Genomic DNA, 23,244 nt, shown 5'->3' on the forward strand with positions numbered 1-23,244 from the left:
ATCCATTACTTCTACTGGCTCCGCCTCTGTCCCAACAACTTCTATTCCTGAGGCTATAGTCTGTACTATAAGAAGTGTGAGGTAATTTTTATATGTTTGGAACGGCACTGATAAAATAATCCAAAGACCAGCAGTTGATATTCCAATACTAGCTAGCAGTTTGTGTTTTTGCGCAATCAAGTAACACAGACTTGTGAAAAGTATGAGTAATGAAGATAGAAAGAACAGTCTTGGCTTGTTGTATAGTAGGTGAAATATTAGAATTGGAAGTATCAGGGTAGAATTCCTTTCGAACCTCTTGTTCGATCTTATCTGGCGTGTTAGAATATAAACAATCAAAAAATAGACTATCAATTTTGCAGTCCGCAGTCCTGCTGAATTAAATCCAAGATATGGAGCTATTGCACCCCCTGCAATTGCTATTGCTATTGCAGTTTTTGATTGCAGGAACTCACGACTGATCAGATAGAATATAAGAAACGCAATTGGATAGAGCGGGAGGTGGCTTCTTAAAAGATATACTGGAAGCCCACTAATAACATGTCCTACTGCAGAATAAATAGGGAGTATCGGTTGGCGTTGCCTTGTACCAACTTTACCCCAGAACTGGAGTATATTTTCATCAAGAACGTGTGGAATCTGTCCAGTAGCAATTATATGAGTGGATACATATTGGTCTGCGAAGAAAAATACATCACGAAAACTAGCGGAGGGCGCAAAGTGGTTTGTTACTAATGTGGGAATTGCAACCCCCCAGAAACAGATTATGAGGACTTTTTTGTCGGTCCTATTCATTTGTGCTATTGGATAATGCGCTTCGACAATTAAATAATATGTTGTTTACTGGAGTGCTATCTAAATGATATAATGAATACATTAGTTAATTAGAAGGTGATTTCAATAACACTCAAATCTGCCAAAATCTCTCTTTTATCCGCAAAACTGCCTGGAAATGGCGCAACAGTTACGAATCTGGCCGGCCTGGGCTTGTTGACAAGCCTTGGCATGGCCCTCTTCCTATGAATATCTACATGGGCGCTTGGACTATAATGGCATTTGAACTCACCATTGACCGCTGGCTAACACTATCTCGATTTAGTTCCGCCGATATTCATGCTGAAGTGTGCAAGAACTCGATCCGTGTTCTAGCACAATCAATCACTTTTTCCTACCTCAAGCAGGTGGCGATTCGACCCCGGGAGGTAACTTAACACGATCCCTTCAAGAAGGTAAAGAGCTAAAAATTATCAGTGTAAATAGAAGGGTGATGGCTGGAATTTATGGAAAATTCGTAAAAGTGCTTAAATCGAATTTGGATGAACACGGGTTGCGCGGGCTACCCATGACGTTCTCTGCTGGTTTACATGAACTACGGAAGCCAATTCATCATGAAATAAATAAAAGACGGGGTACTAATATTTACGATCGGGATTGGGATGTGCTTATCTTGCTAGATTGCACTCGTGTGGACATGTTACAATCTTTGTCAGACGAATTCAATATGATAGGCGAGATTGACAGTCACCCTACACCAGGTACTTCTTCTGCTGAGTGGATGGAGACCACCTTTACGGAGGAATATAGTGATGAAATGCAAGAGACAGTACATGTGACGGCGAATCCGAATTCTTCGGAGCGATTATCTTCTCATGACTTTAGACATTTAGAAGAAGTTTGGCGTGATGGTTGGGATAGCGAATTAGGGACGATACCTGCTAGGGAGGTAACGGACAGAGCAATCGCTTTGCACAGGCAATTAAATCCATGCCGCATGATTGTGCATTATATGCAACCACATCCGCCATTTATTGCGAATGATGAAATTGAGGCTGTCGATGTTAAAAAGCCAGGCATGGAAAAAAGTAAAATGAATGTCCGTGAATTGCATGAACAAGAGAATTACACATCCAACGACCTTTGGAATGCTCACCTAGATAATCTTCGATACGTTCTTAAAGATGTTGAACTAGTGAGATCGAATATTGATGCAGACCCCCTAGTCATTTCTGCTGATCATGGTCAAGCCTTTGGAGAGCGAGATGTCTGGGGTCATCCTGAATCCACTCTTGCAGAATCTGTTCGCCTTGTTCCATGGTGCGAAACGGTAGCTCATGATAAACGAGAATATTCTCCTGAATTTGATGTTAACCAGTCAATCGATTCGTCTGATCAGTCGCTGGAAAAAAAGCTCGAACATTTGGGATACAAATAAATAACCTGTACTTCATTATCTTTTGTGCATTTGTGGAGGATTGTTGGTGAGTTTGAACCTGTAGCTATAATTCATAACGATGGTGTCCTTGCTCTGTTTCTTCGTCATGTCATCGTTATCATCAAATACGAACGAGGAAACACTCTCATCACGGTATGAGAAGAGTTCTATGATATCACTGCGAATCCCGCTATCTGAACAAACTACGCTAATCGACTTAGATTTTCAGGGCACCAGAAGATGGCCTCATACACTGGTGAGAAACCCACAGCAAGCAGTTGAATCAGCCACTGCCACGTCCGCCGTGGGAGGGTCTTCATCCGACACACCAGTCACTCATCGTGCGATAGCCCGCCTAAAGAGAGACGCAAGTGTCTCTCAGGCGCTCACCTCCGGTGGGTCGTACGGTTCGATCTTACTGAGCACGTTGAACAACGCCACTAACAACTGACGTGCTTTTGCCACGATCGCTACCTTGTGCGGCGTGTTTCGCTTGTTACGTAACCGTCATTAGAACTAGCTCAGGTACGGATTCTTCGCATTGTGGACAACGCTCGCACACTGGACTAGTGTCGCTTCAGCTCTGATCTGCTAGAATTAATCGAGAGACGCTATAGCCCGTGTATCTAGCGTTTCACGGCTGAAGCCGCACTAGGATCCACCCCAAGTAGCCGTTTCATTCCTTGCGAACCTTCTCTCCGTCAGTCGTAAGATTCCGGATTACAGGTATAATCCGGAGTAATTCACTACTTTAGCTAAGCGGCCAAAGAGCTATACTTCATCAATCTCGCTGTGGTTCTTCAAGCCAGAAAAGTCCGTTTTACCTGGTGCAGACATCAGTGTATTCCGTCCATCTACGTTAACTGCTATCTCTTTACCGCCGCTGCATCTCCGTTTGATCCTCATTGTGAACTCGACAATTGCTTCCAGCCACTCCTTTAATAACAACTCCGACGCGCTCCAAGTCCATCATTGAATTCGATTTGGAGTTCCGTGGGTGCGACAATGTCATCGTACGACGTTGACTTGACTAACGGTTCGAGTTCGAACCAGAGATCACGAATACGCTGCAGCGCCGGGAGATAGATTGGACCGAACTCACCGGCACGGTCGTCGTCGGTCATACAGCGAGTTGGTGACTCGCTTCGTCATAGGCGAGCGCTGCTTGTGCGACAGCGAGATTCTGTCGGGTGGTTTTCCACGCCGTGAGGTCGTCCCAGCCCGCCGTTTCGTCGGCATCGAGTTGCTGGGCGAGTTGCTCAGGAGACACCACATCGTAGCGGTCCTCATACCTGCGGATCTCGACTTTCATCTCCTTGATCCCTTCTAGCAACTCCGACCGGTCCGCTTCCTCGCGGAGTTCCCGGATCCGCGACATCAGAATTCGGTCGCTGTTGCGCCGGTACAGCGTCGTCTGCCCGTCTTGGTCCGTCTCAGCGAACCCCGTATTTACGAGAGATTTGCAGTGGCGACGGGCTGTCGGCTCGCTCACTAGCGCACGGTCGGCAATCTCGGCTGCCGACTGCCCCTCGTGGGTCTGTTCGATGATTTCGTACACCCGCTCGAATGGCGTGGTCTCATCTTTCCACTCCGCTTTGACGTGCTCGTTGACGTCATCCCACGTCTCAGTCATACTTTAGATTACGTATTGGAGAAGCAAATAGTTTCGTGGAATAATTATTCTTTTTTCTGATGATCGTACAGCAACCAGGCTATCTGCTCCGTTATCGACTTCACTTGTCTATGACATCCAAAATGACGCGACAGAGCACAATATTGAGTGACTTGGGGACTACCACGACTTGTTCGACTGGGTCCCCGATTGGTCTGGATCTGCAGATCGAATCGCCTCGCTGGGCTCCTGAATACTTCACCGCCATTCAATGGCCTCATTGAGCCGCTGTGAATTTGAATTTCATTCTCACCGATGTTATTTATTTGTATATCGGTATAGTTGGAATCGATGAGGAAAACGGCGCTACAGGTCATCGATTGATTGCGGGACCGATCATACGCCGTCGGTGAGTTAGCCGATGCGATCGGCAAGAGTCAAAGCTGGACGTCGATGGTCGTCAGTGATTCGTGCACCGATTACTGATCAACTCGTCTCGTACTGTCTTGAGAACGCGTTGCTCGTATCGCTGAAAGACCCGAAGACAAGTCAACGCCCCCACCCTACTTCGCTCACCTCCACGGGTTCGCTTGTGGAGGGAGGGGCTTGTCCATGAACTCGGCCTCGAACCCGCCCGGGTGGGCGGTAAATCGCGCCACTCGGTGTCACCGTTCCAGACTTCAGGGCAGGCTGACTGTTGCCCGTCTGCCGAGACGACTGTCGGCCCCGACGGACATACCGCATCCCGATGTTCTTTGCCGCATCGGAGACCGGTGTTGATCGGCATTGTACTCGTGCCCATGGCAAACGCTTATAGTTTACAGTTTCGTAACTCTACACAACATGAGCTACGACACGGAACACGTGCGAAACGCGGGGGAAACCCCGAGTTCGATCACGAATCTCCCGACGTTCACGGAGTTACTTGACAATACGGATCTTGCTGCTCTCTACACGTCGATCAGACGGGCAGAAACGACGACCGGTCCGGAACTCGTGGAAACGACAACGGTCTCAAAGAAGACTGTCTACGACTATCTCCACAAGTTGGAACAGGCTGGCTTGATCAGCAGGGTTGGAGACGACGCCGGGACTGCCGTTTACGCAGCCGAGGAGTTCGAACTGACGCTGACAGTTCGTAACACGGAGGTCTCGATTACACCTGAACTCGTCGAAATCATCGCGCATGAAGATGAGTATCCAGTTATCCAGCGCAGTCTCAACGACCATGGTCTCGTCACGTTCGCACTCGCATACGATCTCGTAAATGCACACAGCGAGGGAGAGGTCACGATCCGACAAATGGCCGAGCTTACAGGCCTCTCCACTGGGACCACATACGATCTAGTCGAGGCATTCTATTCGATTCTTGACCTCGGTGGCGACAATTCGGTACCGACAACATACACACCGGGTGATTTCGACGACGAAGAGAGCAATCCACTTGACGAACTCTTTGACGAGTAACCGTAATGGCGAAGAGATATACTGCAAATATCGCGGACACGGTGATGTTTCGGAATCTGGGGAAACATCCCAGTCGGCACTTACAATCGCTTCAGCGTGCCGTTGAGGAAGCTGGGACAGAGATCTGGGTGCCAGCAGCGGTCTATCACGAACTGGCAGATACTGGAACCGCTGATTCATCAGTGAACCCGTATCTCGATACGGCTATCGAAGACGGGTGGCTTCGAGTGGCGACACCACTCCCTGGAAATCGATCTGACGGCTTCGATTCAAGCGCTGGTCAGGTCAAGAAAGCGCGGTTCGTCGCGGATGAGTTTCTCAATCAGCAGAGCAAGTACCCAGAGACGAACAACTGGACAGACGCAGCGTTAGTCGCATTAGCGGTTCGACTATTCGAGCAGAATTCCCGAATTCGTGTTATCATTCACACGGCCGACGCAAATCTGGCAGAGGCTTGCACTCGTATCCCACCGGAGTTCGGATACTATGATATCAAGTCACGATACTACCATCCGCCGCAAACCGCGAAAACTGAATTTCCGACCGTTGAGAGCCTTACTTGGGACGAACGATAGTTGAACGAACCGTGGTCAGTACTTCGTCGTGGCACCGACACGAGAATCCTATCTACTGTCTTCCGCCAAATCGCCTAACAGTCAAGCGATTAATTGCTACCACCACGTCGAAGCATTTCGGGCTCCAATTCTTCTATTTCGCGTTCGCGTGTCTCCTCTACTCGATCTGGCGAGCCATCGACCTGCTTGTCCAGGTCCAGTTAATTGGTGAGTACGAGTATGCACCACTCGTCACCGATCACTCCCCGATGATATCTACCTCGTACTCACTTGCTCGAACCCGGATCGGGAACCAGCCCTCTTCGTCAACCCCAAGCAGTGCTTCAGAGTATCCGTCGTTCCCGTTCCCGGCTTTCGCCGACCTCACCCAGTCCACCTCCCGGTCACTGAGACCGAACCAGTCGGCCAGCTGCTCGGCCGCCTCGTCAACGCGGTGGATGACGGTCATCGAACAGAGGTTCGCGATTGTCCGGGCTTCGGGTGTCAACGCAAACTCGCCACCCGTCTGCGTGATGAACTGCAACGAGATGTCGTAGTGACGGCTGTGACGCACGGCCGTTTCGAGGAACTCCAGCGATGTCGTGTCGTTCAGTAGGTAATGGGCTTCGTCGATGGCGAACACGACCCGCTTGTCCGTCTGCTTGGCGCGTTCGTACACCGCGTTGAACAACACCTGCATCATCAGACTCGTCTCTGACCGGCCACGCGTCCCTTCCTCCTGATGCAAGTCGAGATACACAACGTCGTTCGAGATATCGAACTCCGTTGGTTCCGACAGATTCGCTAGGTCGCCGCCGTCCCTGAAAGACGGCCGCAAGTCGATCAGTAGCGACTCCGCGTCAGATTTGACGTTCTCTTGCTCACCGTCCGTGACATAGCCGAACTCGTCGGGCGCTTCCAGCAGTTGTTCAAGCACGTCGATCACGTCACGGACGGTCGGCGACGGGTTGTCGTGTGTCGTCGGGTCGCGAGTGATTCCCTGCTGTTCGTACGCTTCTTGGATACACCGGCGCAAGGTCTGTTTCCGATCGTCTAGCGGATTCCCTGCCACGTGCTCGAAAAACGTCTCGAAGAACGTGAGCACCCACGCGATTTGCTCGGACCACGGATCAAGATCCGGGACCGAATCTAACACCGACGCGGGTGTGGGTTGGATCTCCAGCGGGTTGAACGCTCGTGAGCCACCAACTGTCACGCGCTCACCGCCCAATGCTTCGTTGAGCGTTGCGAATCCTTCGAGCGGGTCCAGCATCACCAAGATGGTGTCCTGATCGTGCATCGCCCGACGAAGGAGTTGCAGTTTCGTTGAGAACGACTTCCCCGCACCGAGCTTCCCGATGACCATCGTACAGTAGCCCGTTTCCCTGGCAAAACGGTCAAGCAACAACGGGCTCTCGTTGAGCGCATACGTCCCGTACTCGATGCCGTGTTCGGCCAGGGCGCCCGAGACGAACGGGAACATTGCTCCCAGCGCGCCGCCAAGCATCGGCGTCTGTGTGTCCTGTTCGAGATTCATTTTGTCCACGCCGACCGGGCTGGCCGACACCAGCGCGTCCAGTTGCGCCCACCGCGGGGTCACGGGAGTCAGGTTCGCTGGCGACCGCCGGGCTGCATTCGCAACCGCGTCACCCGTCACGTCCTCACGTGTCTCGCCGTGTTCGGTGAGATACATTGAGACGTCGAACGCCTCCATCGACGTGTTTCGCAACACGTCGTACAACTCTTGGTAGTCCTGCAGGTCCTTGCTGACGCCGCGTGCTCCGGCCCGGCGTTTCTCCGAGAGATACTCCATCTCCGCCTCCAGGTCCTCAATCTTGTTCTCCAGGGAATCCAGCGTCGCCTCCGTGTCTCTGGGCGTGATATGCAGCGAGATATCCGTCGTCCGTGTGTCTGCTGTCGAGTACAGCTTCTCGAAGAGGCCGTCTTTCGGAGCATCCGGGAACTGACCAACCCAGTGTGTGCGCGCCCACCGCTCACCAGTTCGGAGCGCTGTTGGCGTTCGTTCGAGTTCCGACGGCGCGACCAGTGACTGGTGGATCGCTTCCGGTGTGTCCAGCGATCGGTCACTCTCCATCTCGACTATCTCGACGGCGGAATCCCCCTCACCCTGCAAGTCTCCGTCTGGGTCCGTCTCCTCACTATTGACGAAGGGAAGCCACGGCCAGCTCATGGCTGGTCCCCCACAAGTGGGCGTGTCCGAAGTGTCTGCTCGAAGTCCCCATACTCTAGCGTCTGGCCAGCCCAAAACTCGCCGATGAGCTGTGTTGCGTCACTCGCATCGACGACTCTCGCCTCGCATCCCTCCAGATCACGGAGACCGGACTGCACGCGCGAGAGGCGCTCGTCGAGTTCTGTGAACAGCTCTCGGCGCTGGACCGCAAGCGGTGGCGCAGTGACCGCCCGAATGAACACACCAAGGAGAGGCACGTCACTGAGTGTCGCCAGTATACTTTCTTGCTCGAACTGGATCTCTTCTGGCCTGACCGTGACGACCACGTAGTGATCGCGAATCGTCATCTGGCGCGCCTCTAGGTCCCGCTCGTACCACTCGATATACTGCTCGATGAGCGTCCGCAACTTCGGATTCGCTTTCACATCCGGGTCGTCCAGTCGCTCCCGATAGTGATCGAGATACGTCTCGACGGGGAATGGCTGGGTTGTTGAGTAGATCTGTATCGGGAACGTCACCGTCGTGTTCAGGAAGTCCTGAAAACTCTCGGCCATCGCTCCCCATTCCTCGTCCGTTGCCAGTGCCATCGACGGTGGCGACACCCGAACGAGACCGATGACGGCCCCGTCCTGGCGCTCAATCGCGTCATGAGTCGGATACACACGCTCAAGCTGGTGGTGTTCCAGCGCCTCTGAATGCGGTTCCTCTGTCGTGGTCGTGTGAAAGCGGACCATCGTCACCAGCCAGTCAAGACTCGACGTGTACGCCGGTGTCACGTACACGAACACCGCGCCCATGCACACCGCGACAGCAGCAACCGAGAGTAATACTGTTTGGATCGTGTACCCGGCTACCCGTGTCGATGACGGAACGACCAACTGAACGAGCAAGATGATAGCAACTGCTGGGAACAGCGCAACGCCGGCATCACCCAGAGTGTACGACCCCAGGAGTTTCGTTTCCGTACCGAGCGACTTTGGGATTCGTTTCGAAGGAGTTCTCTCAACCATTGTCAGTAGATGTACCGCGGTGGATCGTCGTCCGAGTCACTGTCAGCGTCCTCGGACTCGTTCGATTCGGCGTCAGACTCGCGCTCGTCCGACGGCTCCGAATCGGTCGATTCAGTTTCGTTGGAGTTCGCTTGCGTGTCATCGTCGTCTTGATTCGTGTTGTCTCTCGACTCAGCAGATGGGACGTGATCGGGGCCCTCGCCTGGTCCCGAGCTATCGGTCGTCGAAGTGTCAAGCCTGGAGCGAATCGTTCGCCTCGTCCGTGACGCCTTCCGTCCCACAGCGTGTGCCTTGGACGAGCCGGACCCCAGCACTTCCTGCCCGCTGGCTCTGATCGCCGACTGGCCGGCGAGTCCGCGACGGAGATTCTTCACGCTCAGTCTCCCTCGCTGGCCCGTATTTTCCACAGTCTCCTTCCGATCACGCATATGATGGCGTGAGCTATGCTGGGCCGCACGGTCGGCCATGAAGAACAGCGCTCCGGCCTGCCAGAACAGCACGAACGGGACGATAACCGCGATTAGTGGCGCCACGATGGCCAATAGCCACTGCCCGAAGCCACCGATAGAGAGCGTGACCGACTCACCTAGCACCTCGCCCAGGCGAAATAGCACTGCGACCGGCACTGCCATGAACAGAAACGGGACATAAAAGCCCGCGAGCCGCGACATCAGCCGTTCGACCGGTGCGAACGGGCCGACGCTGGGGATCCAGAACACAATCACTAGCGGCATCAGCAAGACATACAGGTACAGCGCCATCTGCCGGACGAGATAGATAAGTGCGAGGACGAGGAATATCGCCAGATCGAGCGACGCAGCGAGTGTTATCCCCGCGACACCCATCGCACCGAACGACACTGTCTCGAACAGGCCGATACTATCGAGGCTTGGCACGAGAAACTCGACCAGTCCGTCGACGAACCGCAACGATATCGCAGCCAGCCACCACCACGACAGGATGCCAAGCAAGCCCGCGAACGCCCGCTTTTTGAGCTTCGTCCGGTGATAGCCGCTGAACAGGTGGCTCGTCGATTCCAGGAAGATGACCACGCCCAGCGAGAGTCCCCACAACAGGAGTGACAGCGGCACCATTGTCTCCCAGTAGTACGTGTACAGTGACGGCCAACCACCGTTCGTCGGTGCACTGAACACTGCATCCGGGCGCGGTGTCGTGACGATGAGGTCGATTAGCGCCTCGACGTTGTCACCGACGAATTCGAACACCGACTCTGCCAACTTCTCGAGGAACCGCTCAAATGAATCGACGAGAACATCCCCTAAGGACTGCATTGTACCGTCTCCCGGCCGAAATCGGCCACTCGGATCGGTCCTTGCCTGTCCGACTCTCCAACAGTCTTTCGTGACGATAACACCTGTCTCATCACAGATTCCTCCACGGCGGCCAGAACCCCCACCCGGTGATCCGGTCGATCAGAAACCCGGCCAGCAGGAGTGTACCGACCTGAACTCCGAGCGTGAACAGCAGGTGGACGTACCGCAGGACCGTTCCCCCCACGTGGACAGTCTCTGAATCACTTACATACCCGGGAACGGTCCGCCACCAGTCGTCCGGCTTGTACGTCGCGGTAATGGCGTCACCCTGTCGCGGGATCGTCGTCTGGACAGTCCCGTTTGCCGTCGTGTTGATGCGCTGTCCGTCCAGTTGGATGTACCCGTCACGCGACACCGTTGCGATGGGCACACCTGTCTTGGCGTCCTTGAGTGTCACTTCAACGGTGACGGTATTCGCGGTCGTGTTCTGGATGGTGAGGTTGATTTCGCTCTTGTTCACCGGGATGGTCGCCGTTGAGTCAGATGACAACCGAGTCTGTGACCCTCGAACGAGCCCCGTGGCTCGAACTGACTGATCGCGGTCTCTCGACGGCGCTCTGGCGGCGATTCCAAAGCTACCCACGTAGGTTCCCTGGATGGAGTCCAGTGCGACCGACGAGCTGAGGTCAGGTGCCTGGAACTCGCGTCCGTACGAATCGAGGACCGTAATATCACGGTAGGCGTCCTGTGTCGTCTCGGTTCGAATCGGGTAGGCATGCACCTGGACTGGATGGACTGGCGAGTGTCGTGTTGTCGTCGTTTCCTCATCCGTTTCGACGAGCGTGTCCCATTGCTGATCACGCGCGACGTAGAACCGCCAACTGCCGCGGATTCCACCTGCTGGCAGGTGGAGCCCGTACCAGGGATGGCTTCGGAAGACAACGACTCCCGTGTCGCCGTTGGGATACGTCGTCCGATAGCCCGACAGTTCTGGATTGTAGACGCTTACCTGTCGCGTCTGTTCGACGGTGACTGTCTCGTTGTGGGTCTCTACGTGCTTCGTCCACCAGTCACGACACGTTCGGTTCCCATTGACCGGCCGACAGACGGTTTTCTCTCTGTAGACGGTCTCCATCAACTGGACAGTGGCCGTCGCTCGAAGCGTCAGCGACTGGCTGCCCGTGGCGTTTTTCGACTGGTTACGGTACGCGATCCGGACGACGTTGTCTGTCGTCGTGTTCTTGACCGGTTCTCCGTCCATCAGGAGTGTCACGGACTGGACCTCGTGGCCGGTCACGTTCCACTCCGTTCGTCGCGTCGGGGTGTCCGTCTCGTCCGGGATGGCAACACGATAGTCAACCGTCCCGAAGACTGTCCCGTTGGGCGGGACGTACAGTGGCTGTTGTCGCTCCGACAACAGCGCCTTTGTCGACGGCGTGATCCCCGCGATTGCGACACCGACGTCCTTGAGATACGTGCCATCGGTACGCGTTGCGCCAGTCGGGTGTATCGCTGTTGAGCGATCCGTCGCAGGCATCTCCGCTATATCGCGTCTATTCCACGTCTCGGCAGCTGCCGGTGGTTTATCGAGTGGAACGTCAGTTGTGATCCTGAGCGCTCTGGGCGCCGACACGTTGTCGCTATCCGCGATCTGGCGCTCCTCGTCGCCGCTCCAGAGATCCCAGAACGACGACCCGTTCACGCCGTGGTCCGGTTCCTCCGGTGGATGACCCGCTACGACCGGAGTAACGGTAGCGAGGACCACGTTGAAACAGACGAACCCGAACATTAGCGTTCGAGACATCTGGTCAGAAACTGCAACTGGTCCCACCCGAGACGACCGACGTTAGGAGGAACTGGATGATCGTCGTCGCCAGCGGTGCGACGATAACTCCCCACACCAGTCCCTGCGTTCGGATCTGTTTGAGCTCCATTTTCATATCGGACTGGCGTACCATCGGCGTCGCGACTGCGGCACCGAGTGCAAGCGTGCCGCCGACCAGTGGCCCCCCGAACTGGATCAGCATGAAGATGTTCTTGATCGTCACCGCCATCTCCGTTTGACAGAACTCTTCGCCAATATCCTGGGCAGCGGCCGGCTCAACACACAATAGCGCCAGTGCCACCATCCCGACGGATGCCTGTAGGCTGTACTGTTTCAGCAGTGCGATGCGACTGCGTCCGTTCGCCGAATCATCGGCGTTCGATATGACCCCCGTCATGCTTCGATAGTCGTCACTGAAGCAGTGGTTCCCCCCAGGGAACCTCCCTTTCCTCAGCGACTATTCTGTAGTATAATACTATACAAGTATAAATTTAACTATATTATATAGTAAGACAAAAATCTAGATCTAATCAATAAACACCAGCCATCTTCGGTGATAACACCCCTCACAGTCGTCGGCATCGGCTTCCAGTACTTTCATGATATGACACTAACATCGAAATGTATGAAGGAGTTAGTTGAATCGGCTGATCCATTCGAACAGTTCGTCTTACTCTCAGTTGTGGAGTTGACGATGGCCGATGAGACGCCGGCGCATTCATACGATGTCTCCCGGACGGCGAAGGCACACCTCGATGAGATTGAACGGGAACCGTTCGGCGGCGTTGAACGACAGGAGGTTATCGCAACGCTCGGGACGCTCGCCGAGGACGGATTGCTGACGAAAGCACGAACGAAATCGCCGACTGGGAAGGGGCGTTCGGTCTACGAGTTGGCAGTCGAACCAGACAACATCCTTGCAACGCTGTCGAGAACGGACTTATTCGATCCCTACATCGAGTCGATTCGAACAGAGTCCGCGGAGTAATGACTTCGGAGGTGACGACAGTGACGAAGCGTTCGATTGCGACGGTCACCCGCTCCAGGAGGGGTGTTGACGGGCTCTCGGTTCTTACGCCTGTCTCAAAAACGAACTACGAGCGGTGAACGCCAGTAATCTCGACACGTAGTCCGCCCGCATCACTATCCGTAATCGAGAGTTCCCACTCATGTGCGTCGGCGATTTCCTTAACGATGGCCAACCCAAATCCAGTTCCGTCCTGTATGGTAGAATAGCCCACCTCGAAGATGTCTTCTTGTTCGTTCGGCGGGATTCCGGGCCCGTCGTCCGATACGTAAAAGCCGTCTTCCATGTCTCCGACCGTTACAGTCACATCACGGCCGCCGTGTTCCACAGCGTTTCGGATGAGATTCTCGAACAGTTGCTGCAGGCGGCTGGAATCAGCACGAATCTTTCGGGTAGTGTGTGTCTCAAGCGCTGCATCAGCCGTTTCGACGGTGTGCCAGCATCGCTGGGCGAGTGCGGCTACCTCGACCGATTCGAGGTCTTGAATTTCTTCACCTTCGCGTGCGAGGGTCAGCAGATCATCAATCAGGGTATCCATCCGATTGAGTGCCCGATCGAGAGCGCGCAGATGCTCGTTCTCACACTCTTCCTGTAGCAGTTCCAGGCGGCCTTCGGCCACTCGTAATGGGTTCCGCAAGTCGTGTGAGATGACACCAGCGAACTCTTCGAGGCGGTTATTCTGGCGCGTCAGTTCCCGCTCGCGTTCGCGCAATCGGTCTGTCTGTTCGACCTGTTCGAGTGCCGTCGCGATGGTCCGCGCCAAAATCTCGCCCATGACGATGTCTGCTTCATCGAAGGCCGCTGTCGTGTTCGAACAGGCGATGAGGAGACCGCGTTCTCCGATCGGCAGATGGAGTTCGCTCTGGGCCGGTGAGTCCGGGTTGTAGATATCCGGATCCGCGTGGACGTCATCGAGTGCGAGTGGCTCTCCCGTTTCGTAGACACGCCATGCAATGCTATCGCCGTCCGTGAACGCCGGCGGGTCGCCGACAAGCTCTCGACCGGCGTCTGTGACCGCAACAGGGACGAGTGCCGACCGCTTGTCGTCGTACAGATGGACGGCATTTGCGTTCATCTGTAAAATATCGGAGGCGGCATGGGCTCCGATTTCGGCGACTTCTTGGGCCGTCTCGGCGGTTATCAGCTCTTGTGCCGTCTCGTTGAGGGCTTCAAGGCGTTTCTCTCGTGTCTTCTGGGCGGTGTTATCGCTGTACACCCATAGATGTCCATCGCCATCTGGTAGTTCGATCGGCTCGTATCGCCGCTTAAAGGTACGACCGTCTGTAAGGTGCAATTGCTCGTCCCACGTTGATTCGCGCGTATCGACCAGCGTCCGGATCCGCTCAGTGAACTCATCTGGCCTGTCGAACATAGTGCTGACATCTCCGGCCATGGCTTCGCAGTCCCTGCCGATTACCTCGTCGGGCGTTTCCGAGATTTCGAATAGCTCAAACAGGCGTTCATTGACAGTCAGGACGTTCCGCGATTCGTCTTCGGCGATAACGCCAACAGGAAGCGTCTTGAAGAGCGTCGATAGCAACGCGTTCGTCCGTTCGAGCTCGCGTTCGTAGTCCTTCCTATCCGTGATGTCTCGGTTGTTGGTGACGATTCCATTGATCACAGGATGGTCGAGTTGGTTCTTTCCACGGACTTCGAGCCATCGCCACTCGCCGTCGGCAGTTCGGAAGCGAGCTTCGGCTGTGATGGTTTCGTCTGGCCTGGAAACGAGATCTGTAAACTTCTCGAAAAGATCGTCGATATCGTCAGGATGGACGAGTTCGAACCCGTTCACCCCGAGGAGTTCATCGCGCTCGTACCCCAGAATGCGCGTCACGGACGGGCTCTGATACTGCACGGTACCAGATTCGTCCAGCACAGTGATGATATCGTTTGATTCTTGCAGATACGCCTCGTACTGCTCAAGCTCTCGTTCGCGCTGCTTGCGTTCGGTGATATCCCGGTCGGAGACGATGACTGAGACCACCTCACCCTCCTCGTTCGTGACCGGCCTGAACACTCCCTCGACTGTATACTGCTCACCAGTTGACTTTCTGAGATCAGCTTCGAACTCGACGTACTCGCCGCTCGCAGCGCGGTCGATCCACGTCTTGACGCGGCCTCGAAGAGCCGCTGAGTGATCGAACCACGGCGACTCCCAAAACGGCTTCCCGATTACGTCTGCACGTGTCGCATCTACGTACTCCATCGCCGTCTCGTTGATGTCAACAACCGTTCCGTCCGTGTCGACCAGGCCAACGAGGATGTTTGGGTCGTCGAAAATCGCCTGATACTGTCGCTCTTTCTGCCGTAGTTCCAGTTTGCGTTCTTTATACTCGGTAACGTCGCGGGCAATCCCGATGATCTGCTGCGAGTCAGTGTGTGAATCGGCCTGGATGAAGGCACTATCTCGAATCCAGCGGACGCGCCCCATGTCGGGATTCGTTCGGTATTCGAGTTCGCCGGACTCACGGTCTCCATTGGTCAGTTGGCGATAGAACTGGTGAAATCGAGCTCGGTCGTCTGGGTGGACCGCCTGCTCCAGATGCCCTCTCCACGTCGGCGTTTCGTCCGGTTCGAGATCGAAAAATTCGCGATAGGCTCCGTGACGAATGACCGTATCGGAATCGCAATCAATCTCGAAGATAACGGAGTCGGTCTGTTCGAGCGCGAGTTGCATTCGTTCACGCGTCTGTTCGAATTCGGTCTCTCGCTCTCTCCGTTCAGTGATCTCAGCGGCGATACCGAGGACAGCCTGCGTATCTGCACCTGGCCCGTCGTACGGGAGCAATTGGAGTTCGAAAAGATGTGTCTCACCGGAGGAGTCGGCGAGTTCAATCGTGGAAGCCCACTTCGAGGTGTCCGACGCCAGTACGTCGGAAATATCTGTCCGGAGTCGGTTGGCTACTCGGTCACCAAGTACGGACGCTAGCTCTTCCCCTTCGATAGCTCCCACTGAACTGTCGTGAAACTCTGCGAGGACTTCGTTCGCAAGTATCAACTGTCCGTCTTTATCAACGGCAAACAGGTGATGCGGAAGCGAATCGATAATCTCCCGCAGCCGAGTTTCACTCCGTTCGACTACCTGTTGTGACCGAAAGTGCTCGACAGCATTGGTAATCCGGTTAGCCAGTACGGTGTACTGCTCGGTGCCATGCTCCTTCTGGAGGTAATCAGTCACGCCTGCGGAGATCGCATCGCTGGCTACCTCCTCTGAGCCCTTTCCAGTGAACAAGATAAACGGCAACTCGGGCTTCTCTGCACGGACGGCTTCGAGAAACTCGATGCCGTTTTGTCTGGGCATATCGTAGTCAGACACGACACAGTCGAATTCCGCAGTATGCAGTCGGTCCAGTCCAGCACGTGCACTGGGCGCCGTTTCAACGACAAACCGATCGTTCTCCTGTTCGAGAAACTCGCAAGTCAGCTCGGTGAAATCTGGATCGTCGTCGACATGGAGGATTCGAATAGAATCGGAGAACGAATTGATCATTATGTCATTCAAGCCTAAAGGGGTCAATAACCGTTCGGACGTAAGTATCGAAATTGAAACTGAGGAGCTATCAATTAGGTATCGAAGTGTTGGAACGCGTCACAACCTATCATCGATATGATCGGCTGTTTTCAGCGCCAGGGCGGCAATTGTAAGCGTCGGATTGTTCGCACCACCGGTGGGGAATACGCTCGAGGAAGCGATCCAGAGGTTCGAGAGGTCATGTGTCCGACACTCTTCATTTACCACACTTTCATCCGGGTCGGTCCCCATCCGCGTAGTTCCCATATGGTGTGTACTCATGCTTCTCCCCTCCAGCGTCGACACATCGGTAATTTCGGCTCCGAGTTCCGACATGATCGATTCCTGAACTTCGAGACAGTGCTCCATCGTCTCCCGGGCGTGATCCCCATCGGAGAGGGTAATTGACGGAACTGGCCGACCGTAGCTATCTGTCCGTGACCGATCCAACGTGACGCGATTGTCGGGTCGAGGGAGCATCTCACCCGCGCCCCGGATCGAAAGTGGGTACGGCGGACCTGCTGCGGTCGGTCGGTTGAGCGCGTCACCGAGTTCCGTCTCGTTGAGCGGATCCGTCGCCAGTTCAGCTAATGCATCCGGAGTTGGGTTCCCTACCGTTTCGAGAATATTCGACGGGGATGTCGGTGGTAGTCGATACTGCGCACCCCCTGACGTTGATTTCGCGGTATTACTGAACGTGAGATGATAGCTTCCAGGACCGGGTGCTTCGTAGGCGTAGAACTGATCACTCCGACTGGAGACCCATCCGATATTGCTCTGTCGCGTTGGGACTGGGAGTACTCCTCTCGTCGTGACACTGGGGTGGTCCATCAGGTACCGACCGACAGCGTCGCTGGAGTTGGCCAATCCATTGGGGTACACATCCGAATCCGACAACAACAGCAATCGTGGCGTTTCGATGCCACCACACGCGATGACGAACTGATCTGCCTCCTGTCGATATTCCTGTCCGTCGGGAGTCGCGTAGACGACTGATTCGACGGTGTCTCCCGCCCGGTCATGTTCTACGGACAGTACCTGTGCTTGATCGACGATTCGCGCACTCTCGATCTCCGCTTTCCGAACGTGGACTTCGGCGCTATATTTCGCGCCCGACGGACAGGCATTACAGACACCGTATCCGACACACTCGGAGCGGTCGTCATACGCTTCGGAGTTAATCGCCTTGGGCTGGGAGGCCATCGAAATACCGAGTTCTTCACACGCTTCGGCGAACAGCGAGTCCGAGTAGCTCGGTTCGAACGCTTTCATTGGATACGGTTCTTCCCGCGGCGGTCCGTGTGGATTGTCGTCTGCCCCCGAGACACCCATCTCCCGCTCGGCCTGCACGTAGTATGGTCTGAGGTCGTCGTAGCTGATCGGCCAGTCCTGAGCCACACCGTACCGGGTATTCATCTCGAAGTCCTCCTCGTGGAGCCGAGGCGTGTTCGCATCCCAGTGAAGGGAGGTGCCACCTACTGCCTTCACACGTGTCTTGTTCAGGCGTGCATCGATGTCTCCAGTAGAGGTGTACGCATCCCGCGACTCGTCGAGCCAGAACGCGTTCCGCTCGAAGTTCGGCCGCAGCCACATTTCCATGCGTCGGTGATGGTCCTCGGGTGTCAGCCGTTCGCCAGCCTCGAGTACAACGACATCGTGTCCGCTGCGTGCCAGAGAGTAAGCAGTGAAGGCCCCAGCTGGGCCCGCTCCGACGATACAGACATCTGCCTCAGTCGGTGTTCGGTCGTCTGTGCTCGTCATTGTTCATCCTCCCGTGGCGATCGCTGGTATGCCTCCCGACCACCGGGATGGCCCGGTGGATTATCGATTCCCGTCAGTTCGCTGCTCTTCGGGGACGTAAACAGGACGTACAGCAAATCGTTTATGAGGTAAAACCGAACCCGCTCTGCAGTCGTCCCATCAGCGGTCGGATGCACTGTTGTCACACCCATCGATTGCAAGACCTGTCGTCGTCGGCCTGGGGGTAGCTCAGTGATTTCCCCACCGAACCGGGCCTGAGCGTAACTGTCAACGGCTTCAATAGTGGTGATGAGGCCCTCAAAATGTCCCGGTTTTGGTTCAATCCGACCGAACACACGACTTTCAATGAAGGACTTCTCCACGGAGACAGCCGATGGATACACTGCCCGTGCAATGGCAGTCATCACATCGATGTGATACTGCGACGCCGGATCGGCGCTGGATTGTGTCGCTGTCGCGGAACTCGACGATGTCATGGCATCGAGTCCATACCCGTATCCCGCAGCCCCAAGCGTTGACCCCACGAGAGCTGTAAGGAACTGTCGTCTGGTCGGACCAACAGCAGCCGATTCGTCCGGGCGGTCAGTCACTCGTCGTCCCCCCACTGTTCAGGCTGCTTCGACGAATCGTGGACGCAAGTATCAGCTGGTGGTACTGCTGCCAGCCCACCAAAACGATCACCGCGACCGGTGCCGAGAGAAGCACTGCCAGTTCACCGTATCGATAGAGTCCGACGAGCACAGTCGTCCCGACAACTGCCACCGGCGATCCAGTGCCGAGGAACCCGGTGACGAATGTGCGGAATTCGCTCACCGTCGCAAACAGTCCCAGATCGTGAACTAACAGATCAAGCGCTGCCGCACCTCCCAACCACACACTGCCGATCGCGAGCAGGCCGACAGTCATTGCGAGCGTCGGTCCAGCAGAGCCGTTGCGTTCCTGTGTTCCCGGTCCAGACACCGAGCTATCTGCCGTAGCGGTTCGGTCAGGCATGCGGTCGAAATGCCGTGCAATCCACCCAGCAACCACCACAAAGACGCTGGTTACAATGACAACTGCGACACCCGGGAGGAATCCCAGTATGGCCGTGTAGAATCGCTCCCCGCCCAAGATCAGCACTAGCCACGCCGCAAGCGCCGTCGCATTGATGCCAGCGACGGTAACGCTCCCGGTGTCGGCTGGACCGAGTCGAGCTATCGATTCGGGACCGGTGTCGTTCCCTGGGCGAGGCAATCCAACGAGCCATGTGACTAACCCGGCAAAGGCCAGTATCCAGACCGCAGATGTCAGCGTCCAGTACCCGAGCGCGCCGTGGAACAGGTCATGGAGGATGAGTCCAGCAGCACCACCGAGTGGTGCGGCGGGTCCGATCAGAAGGACGCCAGCAACGAATCCGGCGCCGACGTACGCGACTGGTGTCGCAGTTTCCGTTGCTATCTTTACTAACAAAAAGCTCACTGCAATCGCGACTCCAACTTGTCTTGGAAACCCCGGAGCCATCCTTACCCACTTACGTTTGCCCCACATACACTACTGATACTATGAAGTTATACACATTGTTAGATACTCTATAATCACCAAAATATCGCATATTCAGTGTGTCATACAAACTGTACTGCTACTCGTCAAACGTCTGCCGACCCAGCCGATAGCATTCCCAGCAGGGTAGGTCCGGAAGACAGTCTTCGCAGGCGTCACTGTCTGCTTCTGCTGCGTGTTGCTGTGGCTCCGCCGGTGACGATACGTCTTCAGTACCCAGGTCAACTGACGGCCCACCGTCACCGCGAATTCGTGTATGGTTCTCAGACGGGTTCGATGCCAAGTCACGATCCGGGCGATGAATAGCGATTGCGACCCGGTGTTTGCACGCGCCGTCGAATCGCTCGTCGGCTGGACAGGTACACGCTATCGGGACTTTCCCGTCCATCTTGACGCAGTATTCGTGTTCTGCTGGGTTCGCGTGGCTCTCGTTGCGAACACGGAATCCAGAAGCAACAGGTCTGATGTCAAACCGTTCGTACTGTGCGCGCTTTGCGACTCGTGACGAAAACGTGAGTGCTGCGAGTGGATGCATAATCGATTCCGCGGCGCACCGCAATGCGCCCGCACGTCTCAGGGCGCACAACAAACACTACAGAGAACCACGAGCAGAGTTATTGCCTGCGTAGGATATTTTGGAGTGGTGCTGTCCTAGCTTGATATATTAAGCGAACTACGGGTTATTGGTCAAGTCAGCATTCTAAACACACATTTATTGGTGGGTCGAACAAGAGAAGACTCTCAGTAAACTTGGGAGCCGCTAACAACATTGTCACAACGAATATAGGGCCAATACAGGGAGCGGATATACTGACAGGGCGCCCACTTAGTCAACGACTATAACATCTTCTGCCCGGGGTCCACGCTCACTGGATTCTATGTCGAATTCAACTGATGCACCTTCGATTAAATCACCACGAATGACATTCCGAACGTGTACGAAGACATCCGCTCCTGGTCCATCCCGTTCGATGAATCCGTATGCACCCCGTTCGTTACGAAATCGCACCTCCCCGCTGAATCGACGACCATCTTCGGTCATGATATGACAAGTTCGACAGGGATAACTTAATAGATACTGCTTCTAGAGATGCAACCATCAATGAGTGAGGGGTGTGAGTTTTTCTCTTCAGATGCTTGGAATCAACGACTTACCGAGTTCGTGGTTATGTCGTGGGATGTCGAGACATTTTTGCGCAAATCACAGACGCGAACCAGTACCGTGGCTACATTCGAAAAATTCACAGGTAGTGATGAAACGGTTGATGCCGACACAGTTGCGCAGTTGCCCATCGGGCAGGCCATTGAAGATACCGACAACGAACTCGATATAACGCGGTCAGAAGTACTGGAAACTTGGCGGTCCCACAACCAAGACAGGATTCCCGATAAATGTCCACATGATTGTTATACCACAGATGCGGAGTATTGCCTCTTCCACATGGATCCAGAGGCTCACCCAAAGCAGGACATCACCACCAACGAGATCTCGAAGCAGGTTGCCGAAACAATATCGAAGCAAGGAGAGCAAACCAAATGTTTTGTTGGCAGCCGATTTAGTCAGTTAGATCTATCGAATAAGACGCTTCAGGCCCCTGACAACCATCCGATCGATTTCCGGTTTAGTACTTTTCAGCAAGAAACCTCATTCTCGGAGACTGTCTTTGAACAGAATGTTAAATTCAAGGGCGCGAAATTCGAGACTGTAGGGGATAATAGCTCGCAATCCAAGAGTGAATACAATGCACACTATGTTGATTTCAAAGGAGACTTCGACTTTATGCGAGCGGAATTTCGCTCCGAGGCTGATTTTAAATTCTGTACCTTTCTGGGTGACGTACGTTTTAATTCAGCTGAGTTTGCCGCTGCTGCGATGTTCAATTATTCCCGATTTGAAGGGCGGTCTGACTTTATGGCATCAACATTCACTGGCAAAGCTGATTTCAGTAAGTGCCGATTCGACGAGGTCGCATACCTGAACGGGACTTATGATACTGCAGGCATATTCAATTACACTGTGTTCGCTGGGGATGTTGTTTTGTACCGTACGATATTCAGTGGGAAAGCTGAGTTTTTTGCGACGAAATTCGGTGGAGAGTTTGACAGTGGGTATGCCAAATTCCGAGGTGAAGCGCGATTTAACGAGGCCGAGTTTACCGATGACACGTCATTCGAAAATAGTGTCTTCAGTGATGAGATATACCTCAAGAACGTATCCACGGAGTCATTGATCAATCTAACGCACAGTCGCATTGCTGGTGGTGAGATCGTTCTCCCGAAAGGAATTGACACCCCAATCTTTGATTTTAGCTTTGCAACTTTGGGTGCAGTTTCGTTCGATGCACCGGTAGAGATTGTAGATGAGCTTTTTGAGTATGTAATATTCAACCGGACAAAGTTCAAGGAGTTTAATTTCAACGAACATCAAGAAAATCTCAAACCATCATGGCGGATCCACACGACTGTGGGTGACAGTCCAGGCAGCCTGCTTGAGAGACGGCCACGTGACAGAGAAATGTTGAATGCCTTGGAAAGCACATACAACCGCGCAAAGGTCGGGGCGAAAGATGTGGGCCATAACAAGGCTGCCTCAGAGTTTTTCTTCAAGCAAATGAGTACAAGACGCCGACAGTATCTCGCAAGATTTTGGAATACTCCCGATTGGAGAAAAAAGGGAGTTTTACTCGCTCGGTGGGCCAGTAACGGTACTATCGGATTGATCACCGGATATGGAGAGCGACCGAGCTATGTAATAGGTACATCAATGTTGGTGATTCCATTATTCTCAGTTGTCTACTGGGCTTTACCTTCAGATCCGCCAACTAGTGGGAAATTCGGATTAGAGTATCTCATATTCAGTATACAGAGTTTTGTTACCCTGATTCTTGGCTCGGCTCCAGCAGATTCATCGGTAGCGTTTCAGTTCGTCAGCGCGATTGAGGCATTTATTGGAGCATTTCTGATCGCTTTGTTGGTTTTTACACTAACTCGATCTATTCATCGGTGAGAAGAGTGCCAGTCTTGGTGACATAGAATTCACTCACTGTATTCTGACAAGAGATACCCTGCAAGATAGACGCCCTGAGCCTTGTAAGATTCTCATGCCAGAAACGTGGAACTAATTGATTCGATACATTGTCCTGCTGTACTGACCGCTCACGGAAGTTCGTAGACGGCAATACCGGTATGCCCACACTGGGGACACGCGTCAGTCTCAGTCTCCTTCGCGATGGTCATTCCACACCGCCGGCATTCCCGATA

Annotated in this window: 17 protein-coding genes and 1 pseudogene; 5 read left to right on the forward strand and 13 right to left on the reverse strand. The window is 54.2% G+C overall.

All coding sequences use genetic code 11. The features are described 5' to 3' along the window. On the reverse strand, positions 1 to 795 hold a 795-nt coding region (locus Harman_RS00005; RefSeq protein ID WP_137681788.1), incomplete at its 3' end, for a hypothetical protein. 328 nt (positions 796 to 1,123) lie between these two features. On the opposite strand from Harman_RS00005, the gene Harman_RS00010 reads away from it, so the two are divergent. Beyond that, a complete protein-coding gene (locus Harman_RS00010) occupies positions 1,124 to 2,212 on the forward strand; it encodes an LTA synthase family protein (RefSeq protein ID WP_137681789.1) in 1,089 nt (362 codons plus the stop codon). A 1,120-nt stretch (positions 2,213 to 3,332) separates the two neighbouring features. Here Harman_RS00010 and Harman_RS00020 read toward each other — a convergent pair. After that, positions 3,333 to 3,845, reverse strand: a complete 513-nt coding sequence (locus Harman_RS00020) for a winged helix-turn-helix domain-containing protein (protein WP_137681791.1) — start codon at positions 3,843 to 3,845, stop codon at positions 3,333 to 3,335. A gap of 551 nt (positions 3,846 to 4,396) precedes the next feature. Then, a pseudogene (locus Harman_RS22055) lies at positions 4,397 to 4,589 on the reverse strand (zinc ribbon domain-containing protein); the annotation flags it as partial. A gap of 78 nt (positions 4,590 to 4,667) precedes the next feature. Between Harman_RS22055 and Harman_RS00035 the strand changes: the two are divergent. After that, positions 4,668 to 5,291: a MarR family transcriptional regulator gene (locus tag Harman_RS00035; protein WP_137681792.1), complete on the forward strand. Its 624-nt coding sequence runs from the start codon at positions 4,668 to 4,670 to the stop codon at positions 5,289 to 5,291. A gap of 5 nt (positions 5,292 to 5,296) precedes the next feature. Further along, the gene (locus Harman_RS00040; protein ID WP_137681793.1) at positions 5,297 to 5,866 is read left to right on the forward strand and encodes a hypothetical protein; all 570 of its coding nucleotides are present in this window, start codon (positions 5,297 to 5,299) and stop codon (positions 5,864 to 5,866) included. Between the two features lie 238 nt (positions 5,867 to 6,104). Here the strand turns inward: Harman_RS00040 and Harman_RS00050 are convergent, their stop codons facing one another. The 5 genes from Harman_RS00050 to Harman_RS00070 form a co-directional block, all read right to left on the reverse strand. Next, entirely contained in the window at positions 6,105 to 8,036 is a 1,932-nt protein-coding gene (locus tag Harman_RS00050) for a VirB4 family type IV secretion system protein (RefSeq protein WP_137681794.1), read from the reverse strand. Then, positions 8,033 to 8,833 (reverse strand): hypothetical protein, encoded by an 801-nt coding sequence (locus Harman_RS00055; RefSeq protein ID WP_235007124.1) that lies wholly within the window; start codon positions 8,831 to 8,833, stop codon positions 8,033 to 8,035. Before Harman_RS00055 ends, Harman_RS00050 begins: the two co-directional genes overlap by 4 nt. A 215-nt stretch (positions 8,834 to 9,048) precedes the next feature. Then, complete coding sequence (locus tag Harman_RS00060) at positions 9,049 to 10,338, reverse strand: type IV secretion system protein (RefSeq protein ID WP_137681796.1); 1,290 nt, start codon at positions 10,336 to 10,338, stop codon at positions 9,049 to 9,051. A gap of 91 nt (positions 10,339 to 10,429) precedes the next feature. Continuing rightward, entirely contained in the window at positions 10,430 to 12,124 is a 1,695-nt protein-coding gene (locus Harman_RS00065; RefSeq protein ID WP_137681797.1) for a hypothetical protein, read from the reverse strand. A 4-nt stretch (positions 12,125 to 12,128) separates the two neighbouring features. Continuing rightward, on the reverse strand, positions 12,129 to 12,542 hold the full coding sequence (locus Harman_RS00070; protein WP_137681798.1) for a hypothetical protein: 414 nt from the start codon (positions 12,540 to 12,542) through the stop codon (positions 12,129 to 12,131). Positions 12,543 to 12,770: 228 nt separating this feature from the next. Here Harman_RS00070 and Harman_RS00075 point away from each other — a divergent pair, with 228 nt between their 5' ends. Beyond that, positions 12,771 to 13,133, forward strand: a complete 363-nt coding sequence (locus Harman_RS00075) for a hypothetical protein (RefSeq protein ID WP_137681799.1) — start codon at positions 12,771 to 12,773, stop codon at positions 13,131 to 13,133. 106 nt (positions 13,134 to 13,239) lie between these two features. Here the strand turns inward: Harman_RS00075 and Harman_RS21705 are convergent, their stop codons facing one another. The 5 genes from Harman_RS21705 to Harman_RS00105 form a co-directional block, all read right to left on the reverse strand. Continuing rightward, a complete protein-coding gene (locus Harman_RS21705) occupies positions 13,240 to 16,662 on the reverse strand; it encodes a PAS domain S-box protein (protein WP_137681800.1) in 3,423 nt (1,140 codons plus the stop codon). Between the two features lie 99 nt (positions 16,663 to 16,761). After that, on the reverse strand, positions 16,762 to 18,444 hold the full coding sequence (locus Harman_RS00085; RefSeq protein ID WP_137681801.1) for a GMC family oxidoreductase: 1,683 nt from the start codon (positions 18,442 to 18,444) through the stop codon (positions 16,762 to 16,764). 582 nt (positions 18,445 to 19,026) lie between these two features. Next, positions 19,027 to 19,902: a hypothetical protein gene (locus Harman_RS00095; RefSeq protein ID WP_235007125.1), complete on the reverse strand. Its 876-nt coding sequence runs from the start codon at positions 19,900 to 19,902 to the stop codon at positions 19,027 to 19,029. A gap of 160 nt (positions 19,903 to 20,062) precedes the next feature. Then, a complete protein-coding gene (locus Harman_RS00100; protein WP_137681803.1) occupies positions 20,063 to 20,518 on the reverse strand; it encodes an SWIM zinc finger family protein in 456 nt (151 codons plus the stop codon). Between the two features lie 291 nt (positions 20,519 to 20,809). Continuing rightward, positions 20,810 to 21,025 carry a cold-shock protein gene (locus Harman_RS00105; protein WP_137681804.1) on the reverse strand — a complete coding sequence of 72 codons (216 nt, stop codon included), beginning with the start codon at positions 21,023 to 21,025 and terminating at the stop codon, positions 20,810 to 20,812. Between the two features lie 180 nt (positions 21,026 to 21,205). Between Harman_RS00105 and Harman_RS00110 the strand changes: the two genes are divergently transcribed. Next, positions 21,206 to 22,990, forward strand: a complete 1,785-nt coding sequence (locus tag Harman_RS00110; RefSeq protein ID WP_160140673.1) for a pentapeptide repeat-containing protein — start codon at positions 21,206 to 21,208, stop codon at positions 22,988 to 22,990. The last annotated feature ends 254 nt before the right edge of the window (positions 22,991 to 23,244 follow it).

It is taken from the genome of Haloarcula mannanilytica (assembly GCF_005406125.1).
Taxonomy (GTDB): domain Archaea; phylum Halobacteriota; class Halobacteria; order Halobacteriales; family Haloarculaceae; genus Haloarcula; species Haloarcula mannanilytica.

Excerpts from the sequence above, each read along its gene's own strand:
- Harman_RS00020 (WP_137681791.1), bottom strand. The coding sequence starts at position 3,845 with ATGACTGAGACGTGGGATGACGTCAACGAGCACGTCAAAGCGGAGTGG.
- Harman_RS00035 (WP_137681792.1), top strand. The coding sequence starts at position 4,668 with ATGAGCTACGACACGGAACACGTGCGAAACGCGGGGGAAACCCCGAGT.
- Harman_RS00040 (WP_137681793.1), top strand. The coding sequence starts at position 5,297 with ATGGCGAAGAGATATACTGCAAATATCGCGGACACGGTGATGTTTCGG.
- Harman_RS00050 (WP_137681794.1), bottom strand. The coding sequence starts at position 8,036 with ATGAGCTGGCCGTGGCTTCCCTTCGTCAATAGTGAGGAGACGGACCCA.
- Harman_RS00055 (WP_235007124.1), bottom strand. The coding sequence starts at position 8,833 with ATGGGCGCGGTGTTCGTGTACGTGACACCGGCGTACACGTCGAGTCTT.
- Harman_RS00060 (WP_137681796.1), bottom strand. The coding sequence starts at position 10,338 with ATGCAGTCCTTAGGGGATGTTCTCGTCGATTCATTTGAGCGGTTCCTC.
- Harman_RS00065 (WP_137681797.1), bottom strand. The coding sequence starts at position 12,124 with ATGTCTCGAACGCTAATGTTCGGGTTCGTCTGTTTCAACGTGGTCCTC.
- Harman_RS00070 (WP_137681798.1), bottom strand. The coding sequence starts at position 12,542 with ATGACGGGGGTCATATCGAACGCCGATGATTCGGCGAACGGACGCAGT.
- Harman_RS00075 (WP_137681799.1), top strand. The coding sequence starts at position 12,771 with ATGAAGGAGTTAGTTGAATCGGCTGATCCATTCGAACAGTTCGTCTTA.
- Harman_RS21705 (WP_137681800.1), bottom strand. The coding sequence starts at position 16,662 with ATGATCAATTCGTTCTCCGATTCTATTCGAATCCTCCATGTCGACGAC.
- Harman_RS00085 (WP_137681801.1), bottom strand. The coding sequence starts at position 18,444 with ATGACGAGCACAGACGACCGAACACCGACTGAGGCAGATGTCTGTATC.
- Harman_RS00100 (WP_137681803.1), bottom strand. The coding sequence starts at position 20,518 with ATGCATCCACTCGCAGCACTCACGTTTTCGTCACGAGTCGCAAAGCGC.
- Harman_RS00105 (WP_137681804.1), bottom strand. The coding sequence starts at position 21,025 with ATGACCGAAGATGGTCGTCGATTCAGCGGGGAGGTGCGATTTCGTAAC.